10 protein-coding genes are annotated in these 12,341 nt (G+C 73.2%); 6 read left to right on the forward strand and 4 right to left on the reverse strand.

Annotation, left to right across the window (positions count from 1 at the left end; all coding sequences use genetic code 11):
* Nucleotides 1-19 precede the first annotated feature (19 nt).
* Both ACIRG9_RS26645 and ACIRG9_RS26650 read left to right on the forward strand, forming a co-directional pair.
* On the forward strand, nt 20-676 hold the full coding sequence (locus ACIRG9_RS26645) for an N-acetyltransferase (protein ID WP_402861410.1): 657 nt from the start codon (nt 20-22) through the stop codon (nt 674-676).
* Nucleotides 669-1,883, forward strand: coding sequence for a hypothetical protein (locus ACIRG9_RS26650; protein WP_402861413.1), 1,215 nt, complete (start codon nt 669-671; stop codon nt 1,881-1,883). The genes ACIRG9_RS26645 and ACIRG9_RS26650 overlap by 8 nt, the downstream gene beginning before the upstream one ends.
* 415 nt (nt 1,884-2,298) lie before the next feature.
* On the opposite strand, the gene ACIRG9_RS26655 is transcribed toward ACIRG9_RS26650, so the two are convergent.
* The 3 genes from ACIRG9_RS26655 to ACIRG9_RS26665 all read right to left on the reverse strand — a co-directional run bounded on the left by ACIRG9_RS26655 (nt 2,299) and on the right by ACIRG9_RS26665 (nt 4,679).
* On the reverse strand, nt 2,299-2,637 hold the full coding sequence (locus tag ACIRG9_RS26655; protein WP_402861416.1) for an Imm51 family immunity protein: 339 nt from the start codon (nt 2,635-2,637) through the stop codon (nt 2,299-2,301).
* 123 nt (nt 2,638-2,760) lie between these two features.
* Nucleotides 2,761-3,858 (reverse strand): winged helix DNA-binding domain-containing protein, encoded by a 1,098-nt coding sequence (locus ACIRG9_RS26660; RefSeq protein ID WP_402861419.1) that lies wholly within the window; start codon nt 3,856-3,858, stop codon nt 2,761-2,763.
* Between the two features lie 107 nt (nt 3,859-3,965).
* A complete protein-coding gene (locus tag ACIRG9_RS26665; protein ID WP_402861422.1) occupies nt 3,966-4,679 on the reverse strand; it encodes a YsnF/AvaK domain-containing protein in 714 nt (237 codons plus the stop codon).
* Nucleotides 4,680-4,908: 229 nt separating this feature from the next.
* Here ACIRG9_RS26665 and wrbA point away from each other — a divergent pair, with 229 nt between their 5' ends.
* Nucleotides 4,909-5,529: an NAD(P)H:quinone oxidoreductase gene (wrbA, locus tag ACIRG9_RS26670; protein WP_402861425.1), complete on the forward strand. Its 621-nt coding sequence runs from the start codon at nt 4,909-4,911 to the stop codon at nt 5,527-5,529.
* Between the two features lie 59 nt (nt 5,530-5,588).
* Here wrbA and ACIRG9_RS26675 read toward each other — a convergent pair whose 3' ends face one another.
* A complete protein-coding gene (locus ACIRG9_RS26675) occupies nt 5,589-7,511 on the reverse strand; it encodes a chorismate-binding protein (RefSeq protein ID WP_402861428.1) in 1,923 nt (640 codons plus the stop codon).
* Between the two features lie 270 nt (nt 7,512-7,781).
* Here ACIRG9_RS26675 and ACIRG9_RS26680 point away from each other — a divergent pair, with 270 nt between their 5' ends.
* The 3 genes from ACIRG9_RS26680 (at nt 7,782) to ACIRG9_RS26690 (ending at nt 12,336) form a co-directional block, all read left to right on the forward strand.
* Nucleotides 7,782-9,185 carry an FGGY family carbohydrate kinase gene (locus ACIRG9_RS26680; protein ID WP_402861431.1) on the forward strand — a complete coding sequence of 468 codons (1,404 nt, stop codon included), beginning with the start codon at nt 7,782-7,784 and terminating at the stop codon, nt 9,183-9,185.
* A 218-nt stretch (nt 9,186-9,403) separates the two neighbouring features.
* Nucleotides 9,404-11,914 (forward strand): nitrate- and nitrite sensing domain-containing protein, encoded by a 2,511-nt coding sequence (locus ACIRG9_RS26685; RefSeq protein ID WP_402861434.1) that lies wholly within the window; start codon nt 9,404-9,406, stop codon nt 11,912-11,914.
* An 8-nt stretch (nt 11,915-11,922) separates the two neighbouring features.
* On the forward strand, nt 11,923-12,336 hold the full coding sequence (locus ACIRG9_RS26690; RefSeq protein WP_402861572.1) for a roadblock/LC7 domain-containing protein: 414 nt from the start codon (nt 11,923-11,925) through the stop codon (nt 12,334-12,336).
* The last annotated feature ends 5 nt before the right edge of the window (nt 12,337-12,341 follow it).

Consider the following 12,341-nt stretch of genomic DNA (forward strand, 5'->3'; position numbering starts at 1 on the left):
ACAGGAACACCAACCAATCATGGAATCGAACATTCGTATCCGGGCTGCCCGCTGGACGGACAAGGACACGGTCGCCGGGCTGATCGCCGACGCCACGGCTCCCAGCCCACTCGCCGCCTGGCTGGTACCCGACTCGCAGCAACGCCGACAGATCCTCGCCGACGTCGCGCTGATCTGGGTGGAACACGCCATGTTCTTCGGCGACGTCCACCTCACCGACGACCTCACCGCCACCACCGTCGGCTTCCACCGCTACCGACCCATCCCACCACCAGCAAACCACCGCACCCGCCTCACCGACGTCGCCGGCAGCCACGCGGACAGGTTCCACCTGCTCCACAGGCTCGTGGCTCAGAGACAGCCCACCGAACCCCATTACGATCTGGCGTTCTTCGCCGTACACCCGAACGCCCAAAAGGCCGGTCACGGCGCCGCGCTGCTGACCCACCACCGCGACCGCATCGACCGCGTCGACCTGCCGTCCTGGACCACCACCCTCGCAGACGGGCAGAAGTTGCTTGCCCGCTACGGCTACACACCTCGACCGGCGATCACCCTGCCCGACGGGCCGACCCTGCACCCCATGCGCCGCAACCCTCCCCACGCCAGCAGCGGCGACATACCGATCAACCCCACCCACACGGTCGACAACCGCTGGCAGGACTTCCATGCCTAGCCCCAGCGCCCTCGCCACCCAGACCGAGCCGACCGGTGACTCCCACCCGGCCACCGACCACCCACATCCCCGACCGACAACGCGGACCATGGCCTTCCCCAGCAGATACCCACCAGAGCTCATCGACGCCGTCGTCCAACGCGTCGCCGACGCCCGCACCGTCAAGGCCTACGGCGCCGTCACGAGCGTTGCCCGTCAGCTGAACCTCGAACCACGCCTGGTCCAGAAATGGGTCACCAGAGCCACCGCCCCAGCCGTCCACCAGCCGACCAGGCGAGCAACCGGCGCCGCCACCTCGTGGGACGTGCACCTGCCGCCGGCACTGCTGCACTGCCGGTCCTGCCACCAACCCATGCCCTACACCCACCTACACGAGGGCTACCAGTGCCAGCAGGACTGCCGGCCCCGACCCCTCGCCGCAGCCGCCCTCGCCGACGTCATCGGACGGACGATCCTGCGACACGCACCCCGGATCCTTCCCACCACCGGCGCACCAGCATCCCCACACCTGGCCGCCATCCACGCCCACCGAATCCTCGCCCGCATCACCATCGGCACCACCCCCGACGACATCACCCTCACCTGGCGCCCCACACCCACCCCCGCCCCCGCCCGCGACCAACTCACCATCGAACGCGCACAACGTGTCACCACCGCCCGCAGCCTCGCCCCCACCGACCCGATACGCGCCCGGCAACTCCTCCACGCCAGCCTCACCGGCGTCGACCCCACCACCGCACCCGCCCACCCCGTACACGCCGAAGCCGCCACGCTCCTGGCCGAACTGCAACTCCGCCTCGGCCACCCCACCGACGCCATCGGCTGGGCCACCTACGCCCACCACAGCACCACCCACCTGCACGGGCCCACCCACCCACGCAGCCTCCACGCCCTACACCTCCTCGCCAACGCACACCGACGCGCCGGGCACCACCAGCGTGCGTATGGCCTCTACCGGCAGCTCGGTGAACACCTCGCCGCCACCGCCGGCCCACACGCCCAACCGACTCTCGCGGCCCACGCCACCACCGCACTCGTCCTGCATGCCCTCGGCCACTGCCAGCCCGCCCGCACCCTCCTCGCCGACACCATCGCCACCCACCGACGTGAACACCCCGACCATTCCGCCACCGTCCGCATGACGCAGCACCTGACCCGCATCTGGGACGACTGCGCGAGCAAGGGCCACCAGCACCACGACAGCTGACCCGTCCGCCTCGCCCTGACAGGAGATCCGCTGTGGACGCGCAGCCCGGCAAAGCCGTTCCACTCGCCGCCGCCGCCGTCGTCGTCGCCGGCCACGCCGTCAGACCCTCCAGCCCGACGCCGCCGCTCCGGCAACTCCCGCACCCCACCATCACCTCGGCCCGGCCAACGGGCGCCAAAGCGAGGTCGACGCATGCAGGCCATCGGCCGCATCCCCAACACAGCAACCCTCATCCGGTGGTCGCCGCGCGGCGACTACCAGACCGGCCGTCCGACGCGGCAACGGACGGCGGCCGGTCCCGGGCCGGCGGCAGCGGGGGAATCTTCTGCCGCCGGCCACCCCGGCCGTACCGACTGAATCGCCCCTGCGGCCGACTCGACACCCGTCGGGGCTTGGCGGTGCTGCCGTCGTTGGCTCAATCGTCGAATTCGAACCCGTTGGCGGTGGCGGTCGCGACCAACTGGCGGATGCGATCGGGGTCGTTGGCGACGGTTGCCATCTGCGCGGCCAGCTCTTCCAACGCCGATCGGTCCGTGCCGTAGGCGCAGAACATCCCGCCCTCGGGGTCGTAGTCGAAGCGGGATTCCAGGGTGGGTGCCTCGGTGCTGACGAGCAGTTGCGCGACGCCCTCCCAGAAGTACCCGTTGGGTTCGTGCCCCAGTTTTTCGATCACCTCGTCCACCGCAGTGGACCCCGCATCCAGCAGCAGGGAGTAGTTGCCAGGGGTCGTCTCGACGAGTCTCAGTGGACGCATCGTGGGATGCTGGCACAGCCGTACGACGAATTTGTCACCGGTCGGTCCGCGGGTCTGCCGCGGGGCCACTGGCAGCGACCACCTGCCGGTGGCCGCCAAAATCCGCGCGTGAACATCGCGCAGTCACAGACGCAGCGGCAGGCCGAGAAAACGGGCGTAGTCGGCGAGGGCCGAGTCGACGCGGGAACGCAGCGCGGCGTCGAACGGGGTCAATGGGTGCACGGTCACCTTGACGCCGGTCTTGCCGATGGTCCGCTTCCAAGTGCCCACCACCCGGCCACCATGGACCACCGTCGCCTGGAAGACGCCGTTGCCGCCGGGCACGACGGCCGCGGCGTGCGCCGGGTCGAGCATCGGTGTGCGGTCCTTGAAGCCGAGCAGATACTCGTCGAAGCCGGGCAGAGTGTGCACGTCGTCGACGGGTTCGGGGGTTGCGTCGAGCAGGGCGGCGTCGACCACCGCCGCGGTGCCGTCGACCTCCACGGAGGCGAGGGCGTCGCCGGCCGCCGCGATGCCGCGGGTGGCGTCGGTGACGGTCAGGCCGGTCCAGCGGGCAAGGTCGTGCCGGGTGACCGGACCGTGGCCGCGTACGTAGCGCAGGGCGAGCAGGCCGAGCGCCTCGTCCCGGTCGGGGCGGTGCGAGTCGGGCGCCCACTCGTCGAGCAGGGCGAACGTCTGCTCGGTGCCGACGTGGGGGGCGATGCAGATGACGCCCCGGAGGGCGGCGTACGAGAGCAGGTGGTAGCCGCGCTGTCCGGCGGTGTCGATGGCGGCGGCGTTGAGCGCGGCCAGGCACTGGGCGCGGGTGAGGCGGCGGCCGCCGGTCAGCGCGGCGCCGAGCACGTCGACGGCTCGTTCCGAGTCGGCTTCGGTGAGTCCGAGTTGGGTGCGGGTGGTGGCGGCTGCGGCCAGGACGCGTACGCCGGTCACCGAGAGCATCCAGTGGGCGTCGCGGGACGGCACCAGATGGATGGTGCCGCGCATCGGCCAGGTCCGCAGAGCTTCTCGCCGTTCCAGCGCCGCCCGCACGTCGGCCTGGGTGCGTCCGGGCAGGCGTACGCCGAGCGACCACAGGCCGCTGGCCGCGTCCTGGGCCTGCATGGCGCCGAACCATTCGACGACGGCGGCCACGCTGTCGGGGTTGACGTGCGGGTGTGGGCGCAACAGCAGGCTGGTCATTCGTAGTGCCAGCGCCTCGGCGTTGGTGAGCCGTACGGGCACGGCCGGCCTCCCGTCGGTGGTGGACGGCCAGCATAGGTGGGCCCGCCGACGTTTCCGCGGGACGCGACCGGGTGGGCGGTGCGCCCGCCCACCCGGGATGCCGTCGGTCAGCCGGTGTGGCGTGCCCGTTCCGGCACGTCCGTGTCGATCTCCTCCCGCTGGACCTGCGCGTTGACCGGCCGTTGCTCGACCACCTCGTGGCTGGTCAGCCGGACCCGTTCGACCGGGACCCGCTCCTTGACCGCCACCGGGCGTTCGGCGTGCAGCACCAGTTCGCGATCGTCCTCGCCGATGCCGGACGGGACGTCGTTGCGGTCGGTGATCGGCTCACGGACGACGGTCACCTCGTCGTGCTCGACGGGCACGGTGGTGTGTACGTTCTCGGTCACCACCCGCTTGCGTAGCCGTGCGGTGCCGGCTGGTTCGCTCTCGGTGCCGACCCGCAGATGTTCCTCGGAGCGGATCAGTTCCGGCGGGGCCGTTGTCCGCGGCGGCTGTTCCGGTTCGGACAGCTGGTAGTGGCGGTAGAGCTGGGCCAGTTGGTCCGTACCCAGCGGCTGGTCGGTGCCGCCGTCCACGCCCGGGGCGGTGCGGATGGTGGATTTGTCGTACGGCATCCGGACCCGGCCCTCTTGCAACCGCGCGGTGTTCAGCGGGGCCATCGCCTCGTGCCGGCCGGGGACGTCGGTCTGCACGCTGACCCAGGTGGGCTCGCCGGCGGCGTCGGCCCAGACCTGAGCCACGCTGCCGATGGTGGCACCCGAGCGGTCCTGGACGGCCTGCCCGTACAGCGAGTGGATCTGCTGTTCGGTCAGTCGCATGGTTTCGTCCTTCCTCTCGTGGGTCGTGGAGAGGATTCCCGCCGGGATGGTCGGCATGCCGGGAAAGTCGGACGAATAGGAGGAGCAGGAGTGAAAAGGACCTGATCGCGCTCGCCAGCGGCGCTGCGGGCGGAGCGCGATCCCCCGTTTGCCGCAGGTCTGCGGCGTTTGTCCTGGCCGGCTGGGGGTAGTCGTCGGAGCTGATCCGAAACCGAGGAGGACGTGTCTGATGGCTGGCCAGGTCAAGGTCGCGGTGATCTATTACAGCGCGACCGGCATCACGTACCAGATGGCGCAGGCGGCGTGTGAGGCGGCTGGGGAGGCCGGGGCCGAGGTGCGCCTGCGCAAGGTGCGTGAGCTGGCCCCGGACGAGGCGATCCGGTCGAACTCGGGTTGGGAGGCGCACCGCCTGGAGACCCAGAGCGTGCCGGAGGCCCAGCCGGACGATCTGGTCTGGGCCGATGTGGTGATCTTCGGTTCCCCCACCCGGTACGGCATGATCGCCGCGCAGCTCAAGCAGTTCATCGACACCACCGGACCGTTGTGGGCCCAGGGCGCGCTGGCCGACAAGGTCTACAGCGCTTTCACCTCGACGGCGACCTCGCACGGCGGTCAGGAGGCGACGTTGTTGTCGCTGTTCACCGTCGTCTACCACTGGGGTGGCATCGTCGTGACCCCCGGTTACACCGAACCCAGCCAGTTCGTCGCCGGCAACCCGTACGGTGCGTCGCACACCAGCAACAACGGGGAGATCGCCCCGGACCATCTGGCTCTGGAGGCCACCGCGCTGACCGCGAAACGGGCGGTGCGGATCGGTGCCGCGCTGCGGCAGGGCCTGGCCGGCAGCTGAGCCGGGCCGGTGGCGACCGGTGGTCGGGCGGAACTCCCGACCACCGGTGGCCGGTGGGCCTACTCCTGCTCGGCCGGTCCCTGTCCGGTCAGCGCCGGATGGGCGAGCAGGTGACCGAGCAGGTCGGCGAGCACGGCCAGTCCGTCGGGGCTGAGCACCGACTCGGGGTGGAACTGCACGCCGGCGAAGCCCGGTCCGCGCAGCGCGTGCACCGCGCCGTCGGCCGGGTCCCGGGACAGCTGCGCCGGGCCGTACGGGGTGGCCATCCGGTCGGCCTCGGCGTGAGCGGTGAAGCTTGAGTAGAAGCCGACCCGACGGGTCACGCCGAACACCGCCACGTCGCGTTGCAGGCCCTGGTACGGCGCGTCGCGGCGGCGCAGCGGCAGGCCGAGCAGGCCGGCGAGCAACTGGTGGCCGAGGCAGACCGCGAGGGTGGGCCGGCCGCCGGTCAGCAGCTCGACCAGCAGCGCCCGCATCCTCGCCATCTTCGGCTCGGCCAGGTTGTTCGGGTCGCCCGGTCCGGGGCCGACCACCACCAGGTCGTACTCGTCGACCGGGTCGGGGTGTCGCCAGTCGCGGCGGGTCACGGCCAGGCCGAGGGCGCCGAGCTGGTGGGCGAGCATCCCGGTGAAGGTGTCCTCGCCGTCGACGATCAGCGCGCGGCGGCCGGTCAGGCCGGAAAGCATGGTGGTGCCGGCGGTGCGTTGGTCCAGCCAGAACCGGGCCAGCGGCGCGTTGCGGGCGGTGAGCGCGGCGCGTACCTGGGGGTCGTCGGCAAGTCGGGTGGCGGGGGTGGGGCCCGGTTCGGGCGCGTCCGGGCCGAGGCCGAGCGCCGCGAGGACCCCGGCGGCCTTGGCGTGGGTCTCGGCCACCTCTCCGGCGGTGGTGGAGTGCCGGACCAGGGTCGCCCCGACCGGGACCCGCAGCTCGCCGGCGGGGGACAGTTCCGCGGTACGGATCAGGATCGGCGCGTCGAGGGTCTGCCGGCCCTCGCCGTCGCGGCCGAGCAGGGCGAGGACCCCGGCGTAGTAGCGGCGACCGGTGCGCTCGTGTCGGGCGATCACCCGGCAGGCGTTCTCCATCGGGCTGCCGGTGACGGTGGGGGCGAACATGGTTTCGCGCAGCACCTCCCGTACGTCGCGGGAGCCGCGTCCGGCGAGCAGGTACTCGGTGTGTGCCAGGTGCGCCATCTCCTTGAGGTAGGGGCCGACGACCTGGCCGCCGTGCTCGGCGACGGTGGCCATCATCTTCAGCTCCTCGTCGAGGACCATGTACAGCTCCTCGACCTCCTTCGGGTCCTGCAGGAAGCGCAGCAGGGCGTCGCGGTCGGGGGTGGCGCCGGTGTGCCGGAAGGTGCCGCTGATCGGGTTCATCATGACCAGCCCGTCGTCGACGCTGACGTGCCGTTCCGGGCTGGCCCCGACCAGGATCCGGTTGCCGGTGTGCACGACGAAGGTCCAGTACGCGCCCCGCTCGCGCAGCAGCAGCCGGCGCAGGGCGGCCAGGGCCGCCGTCAGGGGATCGCCGTGCACGGTGGCCCGCAGGGTGCGGTGGATGACGAAGTTCGCGCCCTCGCCACGGCCGATCTCCTCGGCGAGGACCCGGTCGACGGTCGCCGCGTACTCGGTGTCGGAGATGTCGAAGGCCGCGTCCCGGGTGCGTACGGGCGCGTCGGGCAGGGCGGCCACCACCTCGGCGAGGGGGACACGCCGGTGCTCCTCGACGAGCAGGCACTCCAGCGGTGTGCCGTCGTCGACGCAGGCGAATCCGCGTTCGGCTATCTGCCGGAACGGCACCAGGGCCAGGGTGCGCGGTCCGGGGCGGCCGTCCTCGGGCAGCGGGATGTCGGCGAGCCGTGCGGCGGTGCGTACGGTGCCGGTGAGCAGGTCGAGGTGGCCGGCGCCCTCGCGGCGGATGAGCGCGAACGGGCCGGGGTCGCCGCCGGCGGCGACGGCGGCGAGCGGGTCGTGCGGGCTGTTCATCGGGTCTCCTCGGTGGGCCGGTGGCCGCCGGCGGGGCGACCCGGGGTGCCGGGGGAGAGACCGGCGGCCGCCTCGTCGGGCGGCCGCGTGGGGAAGCTACGCGCGGGGGTGGGCCGCCGGGTCGGCGGGCCACCAGCAGGACAGGTGCGCGGGCATGGCGATCACTGTACGCGATGGGGTGGCGGCGGGGAACCTGATCGCCGGTACCGGGTGGGCCGGCGGGCGCGGATCTTGGCTTCGGCGCCGCCCCTGGCGGGTAGGTTGACGGCGATGGCCATTCTCGCGCTCGACCTGGGCACCTCCTCGGTACGGGGACTTGTGCTGGACGCGGACGCCGGTCCGCGGGCCGGCGCGCTGGCCCGTCGGCGGGTGCATTCGGCCACCGGCGACGACGGCACCGGCACCCTGGACGCCGCCGGCTATCTCGCCTGCCTGATGGAGTGCCTGGACGAGCTGGCCGGCGGCGGCCACCTGCGCGACATCGAGCTGGTCGCGACATCGGCGCAGTGGCACTCGGTGCTGCCGCTGGGCGGCGACGGTGAGCCGCTGGGTCCGGTGCTGACCTGGCTGGACACCCGGCCGCAGCCGCCGGTCGGGGCTTCGGGTCCAGCCGATCCGGACGAGTTCCACCAGCGCACCGGGGCGTGGTGGCACCGCTGTTTCTGGACGGTCCGGCTGCCGTGGTTGCGGGAGCGGGCCGGTGGGCGGCCGGTTCGTTTCGTCGGGCTCGCCGAGTACGTCTTCGGTGCGCTGCTCGACGAGGCGCCGATGTCGGTGTCGATGGCCTCGGGCGCCGGGCTGCTCGACCTGAGCCGGGTGGACTGGGACGCCGAAGCGTGTGAGCTGGCCGGGGTGCGCCCTGCGGACCTGCCGGCGTTGGCGCCACCACGCTGGCGCGGCCGGCTGCGCCGTGAGCACGCCCGGCGCTGGCCGCAGCTCGCCGACGCCGGCTGGGCCGCCCCGGTGGGTGACGGCGCCGCCTCCAACGTCGGTTCCGGCTGCGTCGACCCGTCCCGGGCCGCGGTGACCGTCGGCACCTCCGCCGCGGTGCGCCTGCTGCGGGCGGCTGCCGCCGGGGCGGCGCTGCCGCCGTTACCCGATCGACTGTGGCGCTACCGGGTCGACCACGAGCACGTGGTGACCGGGGCCGCGTACTCCAGCGGCGGGAACCTGTTCGCCTGGGCCAACCGGGAGCTGCGCCTGCCCGCGGGCGCCGAGTTGGAGGCGGCCCTGGCCCGGGCGGCCGAGGGCCTGCGGGTGCGGGCCAACGTCCGGTTCGGCGGTGACCGCCCGCCCGGCCTGGCGCCCGCCGGCTGCGGCGAACTGCACGGGCTGAGCTTCGGCACCACCGCCGTCGACCTGCTCGCCGGGCTGATGACCAGCCTGTGCCGGCAGGTGGCGGATGACCTCGCGGTGCTGGAGTCCGGCCTGGACCACCCGACGGAGGTGGTGCTCGGGGGCGGCGCGATCGCCGCGTCCGCCTGGTGGCGTACGGCGTTCGCCGACATCCTGGCTCCGCGCTTGGTGCGCCACCAGCACAATCCGGAGGTCGGCGCGACGGGTGCGGCGTTGGTGGCGCTGGGCCGGGTCAGCGACGCGGCGCAGGTCGGAGGCATCGGCCGGACGGACGAGGCGGACGCGCCAAAAACGGTAGGCGGTGCCCGGCCGCGCTGACCTTCCTGGTCGCGGGACCGGTCGGCCCGTTGACACCGTCCACCGGCCTGGTTGGATGGACTGCGCCACCGACCGTGGTGGAGTCGAGGGACCGAGGAGGCGTTCGCGTGGGTGCAGGTCCCGACCCGGCTCGCGTAGCGGGCTCGCGCCCGCGCCGTTCCGGCGATCGGGTGGTGCCGCACCGGCGGCGCTCGATCCTGCGGCCGCAGGACTGGCGGATGAGCACCAAGCTCGCCACCGTGCTGGTCATCCCGTCGGTGGCGTTCCTGGTGCTGGCCGGGGTGCAGGCCCGGGGGCTGGTGGGGCAGACCACGGCGTTGAGCGAGTTCGCCGGGCAGGTCGGCATCGGACGGCAGATCACCGCGGTGGTGGACCGGTTGCAGCAGGAGCGGGACCGTTCCGCCGGGGAGTTGGCCGCGTTGCGCCGTGCGGGCGGCGGCGCCGACCGCGACGCGGCGCTCACCGCGCTGAAGCCGTTGCAGGCCGCCGTCGACGAGGCGGTGGCCGAGCTGCGTACGGCGGCCGAGCCGCTCGCCGACGCGAACGCCGGCTGGCGGGTCGGGTACGGGCAGGCTCTGGAGGCGTACGACCAGGTCGTCCACATTCGTTCGGCGATTACGCCGGCGGTGCTCAGCGGCGACACCATCCTGAGCAACTACCACCGGGCCATCGCCGCGCTGCTCGACCTGCTGGCCGAGCCGTCGCCCGGCGACGGTCAGCGGGCGCTCACCGACGCGGTGCTGCGGTACGTGCAGGTGTCGCGGGTCAAGGAGTTGTCGTCCCGGATCCGGGCCGAGTTGTACGCGGCGGCCCGCGCCGGCCGGTACGAGCCCGACGACCAGGCCACCCTCTCCGACCTGCGGGCCCAGCAGCTCACCGCGCTGGGTGCGTTCCGGGTCGCGGCGACCGCCGGTCAGGTTGCCCGCTACGACCAGATCTCGCGGGTGCCGGCGTTCGCGTCGGCGGCGGCGCTGGAGGAGCGGACGCTGCCCAGCGTCACCGGCGAGCCGCAGCTGTTGCCCGCCTCGCAGTGGTGGGAGGCCAGTGCGCAGCGGCATCAGCTGCTGCGCCAGCTGGAGGTCGAGGTGCTCGACGACGCCGTGCGCCGGGCCGACGAGGCCAGTGCCCGGCAGCTGCGGGACACCCTGCTGGTGGTCGGCGGCATCGTGGCGGTGCTGCTGGTCGCGGTGCTGATCTCGCTGCTCGTCGGTCGTTCCGTTGCCCGTTCGATCCGGCTGCTGCGTGGCCAGGCGTTGCGGATCGCGCAGGTCGACCTGCCGCACACCCTGGACCGGCTGCGGGTGCTGGACCGTCCGGTGGGGACGATCGAGGTGCCGCCGGCGGTGGTCCGGGCGCGCGACGAGCTCGGCGAGCTGGCGGAGGCGTTCGTGGCGGTGCACCGCAGCGCCGTGGACGTCGCGGTCGAGCAGGCGCTGATGCGGCGCAACGTCAACGCCATGTTCGTCAACCTGGCCAGGCGCAGCCAGGTGCTGGTCGAGCGGCAGTTGGAGCTGCTCGACGAGCTGGAACGTGAGGAGAGCGACCCGGAACAGCTGGAGAACCTGTTCCGCCTCGACCACCTCGCGGCCCGGATGCGGCGTAACGACGAGAGCCTGCTGGTGCTGGCCGGCACGGAGTCCAGCCGGCGGTGGCACCGGCCGGTCGGCCTGGGTGCGGTGCTGCTCGCGGCCAGCGCCGAGATCGAGCAGTACCAGCGGGTCCGTCACGAGTCCGGCGGTGAGGTGCATGTCGTCGGGCATGCGGTCGCCGACCTGGTGCACCTGTTCGCGGAGCTGCTGGAGAACGCCACCGCCTTCTCCCGGCCGGACACCGTCGTACGGGTCATGGCGGGCGCCGACGGGACGGGCGCCCTGGTGGAGATCGTCGACCAGGGGCTCGGGATGAGCCCGGCCGCGTTGGCGGAGGCGAACGCGGTGCTGGCCCAGCCGCCGGCGGCCGACGTGGCGGCGTCCGAGCGGATGGGCCTGTTCGTGGTCAGCCACCTGGGCGCCCGGCACGGGGTCGAGGTGCGGCTGCGGGGTGGCCGGGAGGGCCTGGCGGTCCGGGTCCGGCTGCCCGCCGCGCTGCTGGCTGCGGCGCCGGCGGTCGAGCTGGATCCGCCGGTCTCGCCGCGGCTGCTGACCCCGCCGGTCACCGCGGCGTCCCGGCCGGCGGTCGGCGGTCGGCTCACCGCGGCGGCGGCCGGTCGGCTGGCCGCGTCGCCCGCGGCGGGGCCGCCGGTGGCGGGGCGCTCGCCAGCGTCGGCGGGGATCGAGCTGCCGGTGGCGGGTCGTCGGCCGGAGGCCGCGGCGGCGGGCTCGGCGGTCGGACCCGCGGCGGCCGTGCCGCAGCCGGCCCGCCCGGTGCCGGTCCGGGCCGAGGACGTGCTGTCGTCGTCGGCCGGGGCACCCGCCGCCGGGGGCTGGTTCAGCCGCCAGGGCCCGTCGTCGGCGGGGCGTGGGGTGACCCCGACGCCGGCCGCGACGCCGGTCACGGCGGGAACCAACGAGCGGGGGCTTCCGGTACGGGTGCCGATGGCCCAGCTCACGGCGGTCACCCAGCCGGCCCGCCCGCACGTGCCGGCCCCTCGCCACGACCCGGACCCGGACGCGGTGGGCGGCATGCTCTCCCGCTTCTATCGGGGGGTGCGGCAGGCCGAGGCCGAGGAGACCACCGAGACGATCATGCCGTCTGCCGGCGTACCCAGGAAAGGGGGAGATCAACAGTGACGACGACGTTGAGCCAGGAGGCGCGTGACCTGAGCTGGCTGGTGAACGCGTTCGCGGAGCGGGTCCCGGGAGTGGCGCACGCGGTGGTGGTGTCCTCCGACGGGCTGCTGGTGGCGATCTCCGCGCACCTGCCCCGTGACCACGCGGACAAGCTCGCCGCGATCACCTCGGGTCTGATGAGCATCACCGCCGGCGCGGCGCAGATGTTCGACGGCGACGTGGTGAAGCAGACAGTGGTGGAGATGGGCCGCGGCTACTTCCTGGTGATGCAGATCCGGGACGGGTCGATCCTGGCGACGCTGGCCGGCACGGACGCGGACATCGGTGTGGTCGGCTACGAGATGGCGCGGCTGGCCAAGCAGGCGGGGGAGATGCTCACCCCGGCGCTGCGGGCGGAGCTTCAGCAGGCGCTGCCCCGCTGAGCGGG

It is taken from the genome of Micromonospora sp. NPDC093277 (assembly GCF_044765245.1).
GTDB lineage: Bacteria > Actinomycetota > Actinomycetes > Mycobacteriales > Micromonosporaceae > Micromonospora.

Bases quoted from the DNA above. Each gene is read 5' to 3' on its own strand.
- ACIRG9_RS26665 (WP_402861422.1), bottom strand. From the start codon at position 4,679: ATGCGACTGACCGAACAGCAGATCCACTCGCTGTACGGGCAGGCCGTC.
- ACIRG9_RS26650 (WP_402861413.1), top strand. From the start codon at position 669: ATGCCTAGCCCCAGCGCCCTCGCCACCCAGACCGAGCCGACCGGTGAC.
- ACIRG9_RS26675 (WP_402861428.1), bottom strand. From the start codon at position 7,511: ATGAACAGCCCGCACGACCCGCTCGCCGCCGTCGCCGCCGGCGGCGAC.
- ACIRG9_RS26655 (WP_402861416.1), bottom strand. From the start codon at position 2,637: ATGCGTCCACTGAGACTCGTCGAGACGACCCCTGGCAACTACTCCCTG.
- wrbA (WP_402861425.1), top strand. From the start codon at position 4,909: ATGGCTGGCCAGGTCAAGGTCGCGGTGATCTATTACAGCGCGACCGGC.
- ACIRG9_RS26685 (WP_402861434.1), top strand. From the start codon at position 9,404: ATGAGCACCAAGCTCGCCACCGTGCTGGTCATCCCGTCGGTGGCGTTC.
- ACIRG9_RS26645 (WP_402861410.1), top strand. From the start codon at position 20: ATGGAATCGAACATTCGTATCCGGGCTGCCCGCTGGACGGACAAGGAC.
- ACIRG9_RS26680 (WP_402861431.1), top strand. From the start codon at position 7,782: ATGGCCATTCTCGCGCTCGACCTGGGCACCTCCTCGGTACGGGGACTT.